The organism is Microbacterium schleiferi, from assembly GCF_020781975.1.
In the GTDB taxonomy this organism is placed as follows: Bacteria; Actinomycetota; Actinomycetes; order Actinomycetales; family Microbacteriaceae; genus Microbacterium.
In genome coordinates, this window is record NZ_JAJGNI010000012.1 from 1 (window position 1) to 14,648 (window position 14,648).

Sequence of the window (14,648 nt, forward strand, 5' to 3'; positions counted from 1 at the left end):
TCTATTCTTCCTGATCAGAGGGGCATTTCTACGTCACGACGCTCGCTCAACGCCCCGTCCATCGGTGGATCGAGGCTAAGTGGCACCCGTTGCTCCCCGAATAGCAGCGAGGGGAGGTCGTGGCGTTGCCGAAGGAACTCGACCGTTGAAGCCATTCCCGGAATGCGCGTGGCTCTTGAGGCTGTGGCTCTGTCCAGCTTCGCTATGCGTCTTAGTGCGACGAGCGCGCCTCTGACGATCTCCGGGTGATATTCCCGACTGATGATGTCCTTCAGCCTTGTCTCGTCGTTGGCTGTGCCACCCACAGCAGCGACCTGCATCGCGATCACGCGATGAAAGCTGGCTGCGGACGGATCATAGGCGACCGCGCGCGCATACCGAAGGATCCGTGGGGTGATCCCGCGCGGCTCGTCGGCGAAGCCAGCGAGTAGCCAGCAGCTCAGGTACTCTGCTGTGTTCCGCTCGGGATCCTCCAGAAAGGACGCCACAGCGTCAGCTACTCGTCTCTTGCTCAGCCATGGAAGTATGTAGCTCGGGACGAGCCACCCCATCCCCACGAGCGACTCAAGGCGGTCGAGCACGAGATTGAGCACCGAGCGTTCGCGCAGAGCCCGTAGTCGGAACAGGCTGAACCTCATCCGTTTCGTGTCGATGGATCCATCGCGCTTCAGCGCCGCGCGGAACACCTCGACGAGCTTCGCTCTCGCCTTGGGTCCATCTGTCAGGTCCTCGTATGCGTAGTTCGCTGAGTCTAGAAGCGCGTCGTCAAGTGAATCTATTGCTTCCTGCGCCGTGAGCAACGCTGTCTTTTTCGTAGAAAGCACGAGGTTGCGGCGCTTGCACTCCGTATCCAGCACCCGGAGTGCCGCGATGGCGATGTGCCGTTCCGCCGCCACGATGCGAACGTCATCCATATAGCGGAAGTACGCTACCCCGGGAAGCGCCGTGAGGACGTCATCGACCTGGTGCATGTAGAAATTGGCAAGCAGTCTCGAAGCGTCTGGGCCCTGCGGTAGACCGGTGTTGGGCGCAACGGCCCAGACACGTAGCATCTCTCTCAGGCTCGAAACCAGTTCCTGCGGGACCCCTACGTCCTCCATCTCCCGAAGAAGTATCGCGTGAGACACACAGTCGAAGAAGGCGGTGATGTCAGTCTCGATCACGTACCCGCCGAGCTTGCGTGCGCGTTCTTGGACGTCGGCTTTCCACTTCCTCCAAGCCGTCGTGCCCGAACCAACGAAGCGAGCCCGCCCCTTGAAGCGGGCGGCATAAGCCTGTGAACCGATCTGGGAGTCAAGTGTCGGCGCGCAGGCCAGCACGACGGCGTGATAAGCCAGTCGGTCGACGAGGGACAGGTTCACAGCGTTGCGCAGGAAGATTGGGCTCTTGGGAACAGGGATCTGTGTGGCAGGGTCAGGTGGGGTCATCCTGTCCACACGCGCGGCGGCCTGATCCACGAGAGACTCACGGTTGGCGAAATCATCCTCGTGACGGAGTACGTCAGGCACCCAGAGGTCGCGCCGGATGTCCTGGCCCTTGAGATGTCGAATGGATGCTTCGAAATCGACGAGGCGTGCGGGATTTGACGAAGTTCTAGCTCTCGGAGGCGTCCTCCTCGAAGCTGGCAGACCTGAGGCAACCACGAGCCAGCCGCGGCCCACCTTCTCCGCTGCTATCTCACCTGATCTACATCTCCGCTTGACGGTAGCGACGGACACGCCCAAGAGGGCTGCAGCCTCCTCAGCCGTAACGTACTTGTCCTCATTCATCGCTCACCTGACCGATATCGCTCAGATGAGCGTATCACTCGCCTACAATGCATGCGAGTCGCGCGATCTACTACCAATAGCTGAATTTGGCGTCGCTACCAAAGAAGGAAGGCGGGCCCACTGGCGAGGTCAAGACTCGCTGATTTAGCACGCAACCCATTCGACGCGCGCGCAATGCCCACGACCGGCCCCTTGCTTTGCGCAGACACCGGGCGTCAGATGCGACACTGCGCGTCGGTCCCACCGCGCGAAACACCCACGAAACGTGATAGCCATGAGCAATCAATGATTGCCTCCTAGCATCGCGGTGTGACAACAACTGACGAGTTCACCCTGCACCCGCGCGTGCAGGAGTTTCTGGCGTCGGGGCGCACGGAGCTACTGATCGACGGTGACTGGCTCCCGGCATCCGATGGCGCGACCTTCACCACGATCGACCCGGCCACAGGCAACGCCCTCGCCGAGGTCGCCCGCGGCACGGCACGGGATGTCGACGAGGCAGTCCGCGCCGCGAAGGGCGCGCTGCGCTCCTCCGCATGGCGCGCCATGCGCCCTGCCGACCGTGGCACGCTGCTGTGGCGCATCGCCGACCTCATGACCGAGCACCTGGACGACCTCGCACAGCTCGAGACGCTCGACCAGGGCAAGTCCTTGCGCACGTCGCGGTTCGGCGAGGTTCCGGCGGCGATCAACCAGTTCCGCTACTACGCGGGCTGGCCGACGAAGATCCTCGGCGACACGATCCCCACGTCGCTGTCGCGCACCCCTCCCGGCAAAGAGGTCTTCGCCTACACGCGCCGCGAGCCGGTCGGCGTCGTCGGCGCGATTGTGCCGTGGAACTCGCCGCTCATCATGACGGCCATGAAGCTCGCCCCCGCCCTCGCCGCCGGCTGCACGATCGTGCTCAAGCCCGCCGAGAACACGCCCCTCACCGCGATCTACCTCGGCCAGCTCATGCTCGAGGCTGGACTGCCCGCCGGGGTCGTCAACATCGTCACGGGGTACGGTCACGAGGCGGGGCAGGCTTTGGCGGAGCATCCGGATGTCGACAAGATCGCCTTCACCGGCTCGACCGCCGTCGGCAAACGCCTCGTGCAGTCGGCCGGCACGCGGCTGGCCCGCCTCACTTTGGAGCTCGGCGGCAAGTCGCCGTCGATCATCATGCCGGACGCCGACCTGCCCGCCGCGATCGAAGGCGTCTCGCGCGGCATCTTCGACAACGGCGGCCAGGTGTGCGTCGCCAGCGCCCGCATCTACGCGCACCGGGATGTCTACGACGACGTCCTCGCCGGGATGGCCGACTTCGGCAGCGGCCTGCACCTCGGGCACGGCCTCGCCGAGGGCACCGACCTCGGGCCCCTCGTCAGCAAGGCGCAGGCCGACCGGGTTGCCGGCTACGTCGACGAGGGCCGCGCCGAGGGTGCGCGGGTCGTGAGCGGCGGCATCCGTGAGGCCGACACCTTCTATACGCCCACCGTGCTCACCGACGTGACCCCGCAGATGCGCCTCATGCGCGAAGAGATCTTCGGCCCCGTCGCCGTCGTCACCCCGTTCGACGACCTCGACGAGGTGGTCGGGTGGGCCAACGACTCCCCGTACGGCCTGGCCGCGAGCGTCTGGACCGAAGGCCTCAGCAACGGCCACCGCATCGCCGCGCAGCTCGAAGCCGGCACCGTGTGGGTCAACTGCCACTCCTTCCTCGGCCCCGAGCTTCCCAAGGGCGGCCACAAGGAGTCGGGCTGGGGCTACGAGAACGGCCCGCAGGGCCTCGAGAACTATCTAGAGACGAAGACGGTGGTGATGGTGCTGTGAGCGCAGATTCCCCGAAGCGCATATTGCTCGGCGCGTTCGAAATGATGAACCCCAACAACGGGATGCCGACCTGGACCGACCCCCGCGGGCGCGGCGACGACTGGGACGACCTCTCCTACTGGCTGGGGCTCGCGACGATGCTGGATGCCGCGGGCTTCGACTTCCTCTTCTTCGCCGACACCTACGGCTACGCCACGCTCGACGGACGGATGCCTGACGAGGTCGCCGCTCACGGCATCCAGTTCCCGGCCCTAGATCCGATGCTCGCCATCCCGGCGCTGGCCCACGCGACCAGCCAACTCGGGTTCGTCGTCACCTCGCCGACGACCGTCGAAAAGCCCTACGGCACCGCCCGCCGGTTCGCGACCCTCGACCGGTTCACCGCCGGCCGCATCGGCTGGAACGTCGTGACCGGCTCCTCCCAGGCCACGACCGACGAGCTGTTCGGCGTGACGCAGAAGCTCAGCCACGACGAGCGGTATGACGCGGCCGACGAGTTCCTCGACACGTGCCTACGGTTCTGGGAGCACTCCTGGGACGAGGATGCCGAGGTCCGCGACCGCTCGCGCGGCGTGTATGCCGACCCGAGCATGCTGCACCGCGTCGAGGTTAACGGCACCTATCAGCGGGCGCAGGGCGTTTTCGCGGTGCCGCCGACGCCGCAGCGCACGCCTGTGCTGTTCCAGGCCGGGACCTCCGACCGCGGCCGGGCGTACGCCGCCCGCAACGCTGAGGCCGTGTTCATCCAGGGGCAGTCGATTCCGACCGCCGCAGCCCACGTCGCCGACATCCGCGCGCAGGCCGTGGCGCAGGGCCGCCGCCCCGAAGACGTCAAGGTCATCACCGGGATGACGGTGACTGTCGCCGCCACCGAGGCAGAGGCCCAGGCGCTTCGGGCCGAGTACGAAGCGGTGCTGGGGCTGGATGACGCGGCGGTCATGTTCGCCGGGATCACCGGCATCGACCTCACCGGCATCGACCCCGACACCCGCGTCGCCGACCTGCACACCGACCTCGGGCAGACCCTCATCAACCGGTACGCGCGCACCAATCCAGACATCCGGGTGCGGGCGGTGCTCGATCAGTTCCGCACGAAGGCGATCCGCGGGTTCCAGATCACCGGGTCGCCCGAGCAGGTCGCCGACGAGATCATCGCGATCGTCGACGGATCCGGCATCGACGGCATCATGCTCGAACCGACCTTCGGCGGACCCGCGTCGTACGAGGCGTTCATCGAGTTGGTGCTTCCGATCCTGATCGAGCGTGGGCGCGCCGGAACCCCGGAGGGCGCGACCCTGCGCGAGCGGCTTTCGGGCTCGCCGCGCCTCGCCCCCACCCACCGCGCGCATCGGCTCACCGCCACGGATGCCGCGACCGAGGCATCCGTTACCGCGCCGCTTGCCGCCGCCGCGACATGACCCGCCTTCGTGTGCCCCAAAACGCCCCGTGCCCCAGCAGCGCACGGCGTGTTGCGGCAAACGAAATGGAACGACCGAGACCCCAGTCCAGACAACCCACCTTCGTTTGCCCCAAAACGCACCGCACCCCAGCAGTGCACGGCGTGTTGCGGCAAACGAAGGGGGACTGCAGAAACACCACCCCGCCGAGACGTCACCCCCAACCCGAAGGACTGCACGTATGAAAGCCGAAGCTGTCGAGGCGGTGATCCGCGGGCTCAAGCGCGCCGGGGTCTCCGTCGCGACCTACCTGCCCGACTCGCTCCTGAAGGAGCTGTACCCCGCGCTGGATGCCGACCCCGACATCCGCACGATCCCCGTCACCAACGAGGGCGAGGGCGCCGCGATCGCCGGGGGCGTGTTCCTCTCGGGCAAGCGCGCCGTGCTCGTCATGGAGAACTCGGGCCTGCGCGCCGCGACCGAACACCTCGCGCGCCTGGGCCTGGGCGCCGGCATCCCGGTCGTCATGATCATGAGCTACCGGGGCGAGCTCGGCGAAAACAACTGGTGGGCGATCCCGCACGGCATCACGATGGAGCCCCTCCTCGGAGCCCTGCGCACCCCGTACCGCATCGTGCGTGAGGTCGACGAGGTCGAGCAGGCGGTCGTGGACGCCTACGAAACCGCCTATTCGTCGTACTACCACGCCGCCGTCGTCCTGGGAGGAGGGCTCGTCCGATGAGCTACAGCAGATTCGAGGCCATGGAGCTTCTCGGCAAGCGCCTCACCGACGACGCTCTCGTCATCCTGTCCCTCGGCGGCGCCGTCGACGAGTGGTACAACGCCGCCCCGCACATGCGCGAGGCGAGCCTGTTCCAGCAGCAACTCGGATGCGTCAGCGGCGAAGCCTTCGGCCTGGCCGTCGGCCTGCCCCACCGCCAGATCGTCTCGCTCGACACCGATGGCGGCCTGCTGTTCAACCTCGGCATCCTCGCGACCCTCGGCAACGAGCAGCCCGAAAACCTCTTCATCGTCGTGTGGGACAACGAGCAGTACCAGTCGATCGGCGGACCCGCGACCCACACCGCGAAGGGACGCGTCGACCTCGCCGCGATCGCCCGCGGCGCCGGGGTCGAGAAAGCGTTCACGGCGCACACGCTCGAGGAGTTCGACGCGCACTGCGCCGCCGGCCTTGCCGCGACCGAGCCCTACATCGTGGTCGCGAAGACCGACGGCATCCTGCAGCCCGGCATCAAGCGCAAGCACTCGGACGGCCGCGAAGACAAGTACATCTTCGTGCGCCACGTCGAGAAGATCGAGGGCATCACGATCATGGGCCCCAGCGAGCACAACTGATGGGGTGCGGCTGATGGGCGTCGTCACGGCCCCGACCGGCGCCTACGACTACCTCGTCGTGGGCGCCGGCGCTGCCGGGTGCGTGCTGGCCGCGCGGTTGAGCGAGAACCCCGACGCGCGCGTGCTGCTCATCGAGGCAGGCCCCGATCATCGCGGGCTGCGCGAGATTCTGGATGCCGCACACTGGGATGCCCTCATCGGCGGCCGTCTCGACTACGGCTACCGATCGGCACCGACCCCGCATGTGCTGGGGCGTTCGATCGCGATGCCGCGCGGGCGGGTGCTCGGCGGTAGCTCGTCGACCAACGCGATGCTCTGGTACCGCGGCGCCCGCGCCGATTACGACGCGTGGGCGGATGCCGGCGCGACCGGCTGGGGCTACGACGACCTGCTCCCCTACTTCAGGCGGTCCGAGACTCGACCCGGCGGTGACCCCGCTTACCGCGGCCTCCACGGACCGGTGCGGGTCGCGCCACTCTCGCGCGTGCATCCGATCGCGACGGCGCTCCTGGATGCCGCGGCAGCCCGCGGACTGCCGGTGCTCGATGACGCCAACGGCCCGTCGAACGAAGGCGCCGTGTTCGCCGACTACAACGCCATCGAGGGCGACGACGGATCGTTCGAGCGCTGGAGCACCGCCCGCGCCTACCTCGAGCCAGCCCTTGGGCGGCCGAACCTCGACGTGCTCGTCGACAGCCCCGCGCACCGGATCGACCTCGCCGGCTCCCGCACGACCGGCGCGACGCACCTGATCGACGGACGCGAAGTCACCACGACCGCCGACCGCATCGTGCTCGCCGCCGGCGCCCTGGACACCCCGCGCCTGCTTCAGCTGTCGGGGATCGGTGATCCTGACCGGTTGGCGGCTGTCGGCATCCGTCCCCGCCATGCGCTGCCGGGCGTCGGAGAGAACTTCCAAGACCATCCGCTCGTGTTGGGTGTGAACTTCCGCGCCCGCGAAGGACTCGGGCCGGTCATCGGCAACGGCGGCGGCACGATGCTCAATTGGCGCAGCTCCTACGCCGAACGCGGCCCCGACCTGCACACCGTCATCGCGCACGGTTCCCGCGGCGACGAGGCCCTGCACGCGCGCTACGACCTCGGCGGCGATCAGATGTTCGCGCTCGTGCCGGGGCTCTACGGCTCCCGCTCTGTCGGGTGGGTGCGGGTGCGGTCGGCCGACCCAACCGTGCCGCCCGAGTTCCAGCCGAACTACCTCGCCGACCCGAAGGATCTCGTCGCGATGGTCGAGGCGATGGATGTCGCACAAGAGCTTGTCGCCGGTCCCGCGTATGCCGACCTGCATCCGGAACCGCTGACGCCTCCGCCGTCGATGACCGACCGCGCCGAGCGCGTGCAGTTCGTGCGCGAGAACGTCGGGAGCTTCTTCCACGGCGTCGGCACCGCCCGTATCGGCACCGACGAGCTCGCCGTCGTCGACCCTGGGCTGCGGGTGCGCGGACTCGAGGGGCTGTGGGTTGCGGATGCCTCGGTCATGCCGATCATCCCGACCGCGAACACGCAAGCCCCGACCGTGGCGATCGCCGAGCGCGCCGCGGAACTCATCGCCGCGGACTGATTCCACCGATCGGTCGCGCCGAAACGCGGGCACCCGGCATCCTCACCCACAAATCGGCGCGACCGAACGGTGCGCCACCCGACTCAGTCGCGCCATCGTGCGGGTTGCAGCCATGATTTCCCGCAGAACGGCGCGACTCAACGAGTAGCGGTAGCCCAGCGCACGAGGTCGCCGGCGAGCTCAGCCGGAGCATCCAGGTGCACGAGGTGACCGGCGCCTTCGATCAGGGTGAGGGAGGCGTGGGGGATGGCCCGCTGGAGGCGATGTGCGCGATCGATGGGAATCCAAGCATCAGCCGTCCCCCACACGATGTGCACCGGCTCGTCGATCTCACCGTAGCGCGGCTCGATGTCGTCGGTGAAGCGTTCGGATGCCTGCGCGATCTGCCGTACGAACGCAGCCTGTCCCGCCTCACTCGTCCACGGCTCGACGAGCATCGCGAGGTCGTCGTCCCGCAACCCCCGAGCACTCGCACCACGGATGTAGGTCTCGACCATGCCGCGATGGATGGCGGGAGGGATCTGCTCGAAGACCTCTGCGTGCTCGCGCACAAGACGGAAGAACGGCGACCCCCACGGCGCGAGGGCGACGACATCCACAAGCGCAAGGGCGGCGTAGCGCGCTCCGTGGCACAGCCGGGCCCGCAGCGCGACAGCGCCACCGATGTCGTTCGCAATCACGCACGGTCGCTCGAGACCCCAGTGTTCGAGCAGCGCTGCGAACAGCTCGGCCTGCACGCCGATGTCGACCGCATGGTCAGGATGCATCGATGACTGTCCGTATCCGGGCATGTCCCAGAGGTAGACGGTGTGGGTTCGCGCCAGCACGCGTGCGACCGGACGCCAGAGCTCTGACGACCACGGCGTGCCATGGAGAAGAACGAGCGGAGGCCCGTCGCCGAGCCGATCCCAGGCCACGCTGCGGCCGCGCCAGTCGAAGGAGTGCGACAGAGGAGTCATCGTGCATCCACCGTTGCAGCGGCATACGACATCCCGCGGAGCCACTTCGGTCGCGCCAAAACGCGAGCACCCTGCATCCGCACCCGCAATAGCGCGCGACCGAATGAAACTCGACTCGCGCTAGGCCTCGCCGCGCAAGACATCGCCCGCATGGATGCCGATGGCAACCCAGTCCGCGAGCTCGGCGTCGTCGGCTAACCGCTCGGCAGGAACCCGGAGCCAGGCATCGCCCATGACCCGGCCGTTGCCCATCGTGGCGGGGATCGCACCGCGCGCCAGGCGCTCGTCTCGCTTCACCGGGTCGGTCCGCACCAACGCGCTGCCGCCGCGCTCCGCGACGATCGCGAGCGCCTCACGCACCATGAATCCGACGCCCCCGAACATGCGCATCTCGCGGACGTCGACATCCGTGATCATCCCGCGGATCCGCGCCGCCAGCTGCTCCCGCTCGTCGGATGCCGACATCCTGCCCCCTCCGGCCTCGCACCGCCTTGGCGCGAGCGTACTCCGCCCGAAACACCGACCCGCTAACGTTCGTTCATGATCCCGATCGAGAACCTGGTGGCGTTCATGCTCACGTCGTTGGTGATCATCGTGATCCCCGGCCCCAGCGTGTTGTTCGTCATCGGCCGCGCGATTGCGCTCGGCCGCCGCGCGGGCGTGCTGAGCGTCGTCGGCAATGCACTCGGCACGGTCCCCGCGGTCATCGCCGTCGCGTTCGGTGTTGGGGCGATCGTCGCTTCCTCGGTCGTGGCGTTCACCGTGATCAAGATCGCCGGCGCTCTCTACCTCGTCTACCTCGGCATCCAGGCAATCCGCCATCGGCACGCGCACATCCCCGGCATCCAGCAGCGGCCGACCCGGGCCCGCCGCCTTCTCGCCGAAGGGTTCATCGTCGGACTCACCAACCCGAAGACGATTGCGTTCTTCGTCGCGGTGCTCCCGCAGTTCGTCGATCCGACGGCGGGCCCGGTCTGGCTGCAGCTTCTTCTACTCGGTCTCGTGTTCGAGGCGATCGCGCTGGCATCCGACAGCATCTGGGCCCTTGCCGCGGGCACCGCACGCGCATGGTTCGCTCGCTCACCCCGACGCATCTCGACCCTGTCGGCCACCGGCGGCGTCATGATGATCGGCCTCGGCGGCGCGCTCGCACTCACCGGATCCAAGTCCTGACGCGCGCTCGGTCGCGCCGTAGTGCGGGTAGCGGCGCCCCAGACCCGCGCGAAGACGCGACCGAAGAAGCTCGGCTCTACGGTCGGTCGCGCCGTGGTGCGGGTTGCGGCGGCCTAGGCCCGCGCGAAGGCGCGACCGAAGAAGCCTGACGCGCGCTCGGTCGAGTCAGTCGGCCGCCCGAAGTCCGAGGTCGTCGCAGGTCACGCCCGCGGTCTCGGGAAACACCGCTAGCGTGTCATCCCGCTGTACGCAGACGAACAGGTCTGGCACCGGGTAGGTCTGCCCGTCGTTCGGTGGGGGCCCGTCGAGCCCGGCACCGATGAGGCCGATGCTCCAGACGGATGCGCAGAGGTCGATCGCCCGAGAGACCCGATCTTCCCCCGCAGCCGAGGGGTCGCCCACCTGTTGCACGACGCTGTCGAGGGATGCCGCCTCGAAGCAGGATGCCGAGTTCTGACGCAACTCCGTTGAAGCCAGGGCGAGCAGCGTCCCCGCGGTGGTCGCGGCAACGAGCACACCGGCTCCCACGAAGACGCCGACCTTCTTGCGGACGCGGGACCGCACACGAAGACGCTGGACGTCGTGCATGAGCACTGTCCGCATCCGGTCGAAGTCCGGCCCCGTTGCCGTCATCGCCCCCTCCGATCCCCCACAGAGTCCGACACCCGCCGTACGGCCTGTCGATAGCTGAGCCCGTCGACGGCGCAGAGCCGAAATACCTCCCGATCGGGCCAGCTCAGCGTCGCGACGATCCGCTGAACTTCCCGCCATCCATCCGACCCCCGAGAATCGGCGAGCTCACCCGCGCGATCTAGCGTGTCGACGGCGGCGCGGTGTCTCCGGCTAGACCGGTCAGGGTGCGCGAGTTCCCTGGCACGAGTATCGGCTGTCACCACCAGCCAAGGCAAGCATGAGGCGCCGACGAACGTGATCCGCCGGCTCTTGCGCCAGAGCGTCAAGAACGCGTCGTGGGTCACCTCCTCGGCGTCGGGCTGTGCCGCAACGAGGTCGGTGACGATGCCGTGCACCACGCGCACATGCCGTTCGTGCAGCGCACTCAGCGCTGAATCGTCGCCGGCTCGCAGCCGGTCGAGGAGGGCGGTGTCGTCACGGGGGTAGTCGCCCGACCAGCGTCCCCACGCACTGGGGAAGGCCTGTGCGGAATCGACCACTCGAGGCTCCTTCCGACGATGCGCACCGATCAAACGCGTCCTATTCTCCCCCGCGGCGGGTTCCCATTCGCTGGTGGTGCGGGAGAGGTCCGGCCTCAACAGCGAAAAGCGCTCTGGTGCGCCGACCGCAATTCCTGGGAACCTGGCTCCATCATCCGTCGCACCCGAGAAAGAGCCACCGACATGAGAAAGTCACTTGGCGCCGTCGCCACCGCCCTGTTCGTGTTGGGCAGCGTAGCCCTCACCGCATCTGCCGCCAGCGCCAGCACCCCCGACCGCACCCAGAGCTGCTGGCAAGAGCTCGACACCGGACGATCGCTGTGTGTCGCGGCATCCGCCGACCTCGCGAATGCCGTCTACGACGCCTACGGCATCGCGATCTCGACTCCCGACGGCGCGGTGGGATCGGACGTCAAGCGGCAGGCCACGCGCGATGCCCGCGCGGGGGTCGTCGCTCTCGCGAGCACCGTCATCGGGATCTTCTACGAGAACTCCGGCTACGACGGTGCCTCGTACGTCGCCAGCGTCAGCCAAAACGGATGCTACGGGTACTCACACGGCTACACGAACCTCGGCTCGATCGGCTGGGACAACCGGATCTCATCGTTCCGGTCGTACTCAAACTGCCGGACAGCCATCTTCGCGAACACGAACTACGGCGGATCGTCCTACGGCTACTACACGAACTCGTCGTATGTCGGAAGCGCCATGAACGACCAGGCCTCGTCTATCCGCTGGGCTGCCTAAGGTTCCAGAGCGGCATCCAGCGCCCGGAAGGCAGCGCGGAAGTCCGCCCGTAACCGCGCCTTCTGAGCGTCGTCGCAGAAGGCCGCATCGATGCCGTTGAGGGCGATCTGCTTGGCTTCGTCTGCCGTCACCCCCATGAGGCGGAGCCCCTCGGTGTACTCCCGGCCGATGTCGGTGCGAAAGAACATCGCGTCGTCGGTCGAGACGTTCACCGCGAGCCCCGCATCGATCATGCGACGGATGCGGTGATCGGTGTCGATCGTCCACCCCGAGCAGATCGTCGTCGACAGCGGCGTCGCAGCGAACCCGATACCGCGGTCGCGGGCCAGCGCGACGATCTCCGGGTCGTCCACAATGCGATACCCATGGTCGAGCCGGTCGCAGCCCAGTTCTTCGATGGCGACGCGGACGGCATCCGGGGTCGCATGGTCGGTCTCACCGACGTGCGCCGTCAACAAAAAGCCGTGCTCGCGAGCCAGTTCGTAAGCCTCGACGAACCGTCCCGGATCTTCCGTGTTCTCGGGGGTCAGATCGTCCTGACCGAGCCCCACCACCTCGGGGCGCGGATGCGCGATCATCTCGCGCACGAGGTCGACAGCGGATGCCGCGTCAGCTCGCCGATTGATCGCGACGACGACCCGGAACCCGACGCCGAAGTCCTTCTCGGCCCGGGCAAGTCCCGCGATGATCGGGTCGATCACGTCGGTGTAGTCGAGGCCCCGGTCGGCGAAGTACTGCGGGTTGACGTAGTACTCGCGATAGCGCAGATTGCCGTCGGCGACGGCTTCGGCGACACCGGCATAGGCGACACGCTCGAAGTCTTCGGGATCGCGCAGCACATCATGCGCGAAACGGAATGCGACCAGAAAGTCGACCAGGTGAGCGAAGTCGAACAGCTCGTCAGGGTCGGTGGTCGGCAGCTCGACTCCGTGCTTGGCTGCCAGTTCGATGAACAGTTCGGCGCTCATCGTCGACGCGAAGTGGCAGTGCAACTCGGTCTTGGGCAGCAGGCGCAGATAGTCGGCGTACGAGATCACGCGGTCACCTCTCCGGAAGCGCGAGGCGGGGATCGCCCCGGAACCTGTTTCACGACGAGCAGTCGATACGGCTTCCCGTCGGCCGACCACCACCGGTGGGTGGTGCCGCCGGTGTAGTAGACCGATGCCCCCGGCTCGAGATCGCACGTCTGATCGCCGAGTTCGATGCGCACCTGGCCTTCGATCACATACAGAAACTCGTCTTCGGCGTGGACGAATCGCTCACCCGGCTCGAGGCTGTCTGCCACGACCTCCATCGGGTGGAACGTGCGCGCGCGCTGCGCCAGCATCCGTGCCGTTCCCGAGGCGAAACCGTCGGGGATCTCCCCCTCGCCGGGGCGGCTGACCTCGACGAATGATCCGGACTCCTCCGGTGCGTCAGCGGCGGCGATGAGCTCGATGGGACTGGTCTCGAGCGCGATCGCGATACGGCGCAGGGACCCCAGGCTCGGCTGCGCGAGCCCGCGCTCGAGCTGGCTGAGGAACGGATGCGAGAGCTCAGTGCGCTCGGCCAGTTGCACGAGGGTCAGCCCGCGGGTCTTGCGCAGCATCCGGATGTGGCTTCCCAGGCGAGCGCCTGCGGCACGCTCGTCGAGACCGTCGGGCACGCTCATGCGGCCGAGCGTACCCCGGCCGCGATCGCGTACTCGTCCACCAGCTCGAGGTAGGCGGATCGGCGCGCGGGGGTGAGCCACGAGGCGTGGAACGAGTTGCGGGCAAGCTCGACCAGATCGGATGCCGAGAGCCCCGCCTGCTCGGCGAGCGCCACGTAGTTGTCACCGACGTAACCGCCGAAGTAGGCCGGGTCGTCGGAGTTGATGGTCACGCGGACGCCTGCGCGCAGCAGCGAGATGATCTCGTCGGATTTCATCTGCTCGGTGACGAAAGAGTTGGACACCGGGCAGCAGGTCAGCCCGATCCCGCGTTCGACCACGAGAGCGACGAGGTCGGGATCTTCGACGATGTTGGTGCCGTGGTCGATCCGGTCGACGCCGAACTCGAGCGCCTGACGGATGTGGTCGATGGACCCTGGCTGGTCGATGTCGCAGTGCATCGTGACCAGGAACCCCTCAGCGCGCGCCCTCTCAAAGACCGCGGCGAACTTCGCGGGCGGGTTGTCGCGCTCATCGGAGTCAAGGCCCACGCCGACGATCCAGTGACGGTACGGCAGTGCCTCGAGCAGCGTCGACATCGCGTGCTCGGCCGAGAGGTCCCGCAGGAAGCACAGGATCAGCTCGGCCGAGATCCCGAGCTCGGCCTGAGCCCGCACGACCGCGCGGCGATAGCCGCCGATCACGGTCGCGAACGGGATGCCGCGACCGGTGTGCGCCTGCGGATCGAAGAACAGCTCGGCGTGCACGACGCCCTGCTCCTTCGCCCGAAGCAGGTACGCCCAGGCAAGGTCATGGAAGTCATCCGCGGTCTGGAGCACACCCATCGCCGGGTAGTAGACCGCCAGAAAGCTCGTCAGGTCAGTGAAGTCATAGGCAGCCTTCACCGCTGCGACATCGCTGTAGGGCAGGGTCAGCCCGTTGCGCTGCGCGAGCGCGAACATCATGTCGGGCTCGAGTGTGCCCTCCAGGTGCAGGTGCAGCTCGGCCTTGGGAAGCCCGCGGGCAAAGCTCGCCAGCTCAGACGGTGCCATGG

At 67.4% G+C, this 14,648-nt stretch carries 15 protein-coding genes; 7 read left to right on the forward strand and 8 right to left on the reverse strand.

Annotated features, from left to right (window positions below; all coding sequences use genetic code 11):
• Positions 1 to 14: 14 nt before the first annotated feature.
• On the reverse strand, positions 15 to 1,769 hold the full coding sequence (locus tag LL236_RS13000) for a reverse transcriptase domain-containing protein (protein ID WP_228179258.1): 1,755 nt from the start codon (positions 1,767 to 1,769) through the stop codon (positions 15 to 17).
• A gap of 309 nt (positions 1,770 to 2,078) precedes the next feature.
• Between LL236_RS13000 and LL236_RS13005 the strand changes: the two genes are divergently transcribed.
• The 5 genes from LL236_RS13005 (at position 2,079) to LL236_RS13025 (ending at position 7,913) form a co-directional block, all read left to right on the forward strand.
• Entirely contained in the window at positions 2,079 to 3,581 is a 1,503-nt protein-coding gene (locus LL236_RS13005; RefSeq protein ID WP_228179259.1) for an aldehyde dehydrogenase family protein, read from the forward strand.
• On the forward strand, positions 3,578 to 4,999 hold the full coding sequence (locus LL236_RS13010; protein WP_228179260.1) for an NtaA/DmoA family FMN-dependent monooxygenase: 1,422 nt from the start codon (positions 3,578 to 3,580) through the stop codon (positions 4,997 to 4,999). Before LL236_RS13005 ends, LL236_RS13010 begins: the two co-directional genes overlap by 4 nt.
• A gap of 220 nt (positions 5,000 to 5,219) precedes the next feature.
• A complete protein-coding gene (locus LL236_RS13015) occupies positions 5,220 to 5,720 on the forward strand; it encodes a thiamine pyrophosphate-binding protein (RefSeq protein ID WP_195692721.1) in 501 nt (166 codons plus the stop codon).
• Positions 5,717 to 6,334, forward strand: coding sequence for a thiamine pyrophosphate-dependent enzyme (locus LL236_RS13020; protein ID WP_228179261.1), 618 nt, complete (start codon positions 5,717 to 5,719; stop codon positions 6,332 to 6,334). The genes LL236_RS13015 and LL236_RS13020 overlap by 4 nt, the downstream gene beginning before the upstream one ends.
• Before the next feature lie 13 nt (positions 6,335 to 6,347).
• A complete protein-coding gene (locus LL236_RS13025; protein ID WP_228179262.1) occupies positions 6,348 to 7,913 on the forward strand; it encodes a GMC family oxidoreductase in 1,566 nt (521 codons plus the stop codon).
• Positions 7,914 to 8,050: 137 nt separating this feature from the next.
• Here the strand turns inward: LL236_RS13025 and LL236_RS13030 are convergent, their stop codons facing one another.
• On the reverse strand, positions 8,051 to 8,872 hold the full coding sequence (locus LL236_RS13030) for an alpha/beta fold hydrolase (RefSeq protein ID WP_228179263.1): 822 nt from the start codon (positions 8,870 to 8,872) through the stop codon (positions 8,051 to 8,053).
• A 120-nt stretch (positions 8,873 to 8,992) separates the two neighbouring features.
• Entirely contained in the window at positions 8,993 to 9,337 is a 345-nt protein-coding gene (locus tag LL236_RS13035) for a TfoX/Sxy family protein (RefSeq protein ID WP_228179264.1), read from the reverse strand.
• 75 nt (positions 9,338 to 9,412) lie between these two features.
• Here LL236_RS13035 and LL236_RS13040 point away from each other — a divergent pair, with 75 nt between their 5' ends.
• A complete protein-coding gene (locus LL236_RS13040; protein WP_228179265.1) occupies positions 9,413 to 10,045 on the forward strand; it encodes a LysE family translocator in 633 nt (210 codons plus the stop codon).
• A gap of 165 nt (positions 10,046 to 10,210) precedes the next feature.
• Here the strand turns inward: LL236_RS13040 and LL236_RS13045 are convergent, their stop codons facing one another.
• Both LL236_RS13045 and LL236_RS13050 read right to left on the reverse strand, forming a co-directional pair.
• Positions 10,211 to 10,678 (reverse strand): hypothetical protein, encoded by a 468-nt coding sequence (locus LL236_RS13045; RefSeq protein ID WP_228179266.1) that lies wholly within the window; start codon positions 10,676 to 10,678, stop codon positions 10,211 to 10,213.
• Complete coding sequence (locus LL236_RS13050) at positions 10,675 to 11,217, reverse strand: RNA polymerase sigma factor (protein WP_228179267.1); 543 nt, start codon at positions 11,215 to 11,217, stop codon at positions 10,675 to 10,677. Before LL236_RS13050 ends, LL236_RS13045 begins: the two co-directional genes overlap by 4 nt.
• Positions 11,218 to 11,400: 183 nt before the next feature.
• Between LL236_RS13050 and LL236_RS13055 the strand changes: the two genes are divergently transcribed.
• A complete protein-coding gene (locus LL236_RS13055; RefSeq protein ID WP_228179268.1) occupies positions 11,401 to 11,964 on the forward strand; it encodes a hypothetical protein in 564 nt (187 codons plus the stop codon).
• Here LL236_RS13055 and add read toward each other — a convergent pair.
• The 3 genes from add to LL236_RS13070 are packed head-to-tail and all read right to left on the reverse strand — an operon-like array spanning position 11,961 to position 14,646.
• Positions 11,961 to 13,001 (reverse strand): adenosine deaminase, encoded by a 1,041-nt coding sequence (gene add / locus LL236_RS13060; protein ID WP_228179269.1) that lies wholly within the window; start codon positions 12,999 to 13,001, stop codon positions 11,961 to 11,963. The genes LL236_RS13055 and add overlap by 4 nt on opposite strands.
• The gene (locus LL236_RS13065) at positions 12,998 to 13,615 is read right to left on the reverse strand and encodes a helix-turn-helix domain-containing protein (RefSeq protein ID WP_228179270.1); all 618 of its coding nucleotides are present in this window, start codon (positions 13,613 to 13,615) and stop codon (positions 12,998 to 13,000) included. The genes add and LL236_RS13065 overlap by 4 nt, the downstream gene beginning before the upstream one ends.
• Positions 13,612 to 14,646 carry an adenosine deaminase gene (locus tag LL236_RS13070; RefSeq protein ID WP_228179271.1) on the reverse strand — a complete coding sequence of 345 codons (1,035 nt, stop codon included), beginning with the start codon at positions 14,644 to 14,646 and terminating at the stop codon, positions 13,612 to 13,614. Before LL236_RS13070 ends, LL236_RS13065 begins: the two co-directional genes overlap by 4 nt.
• Between the last annotated feature and the right edge of the window lie 2 nt (positions 14,647 to 14,648).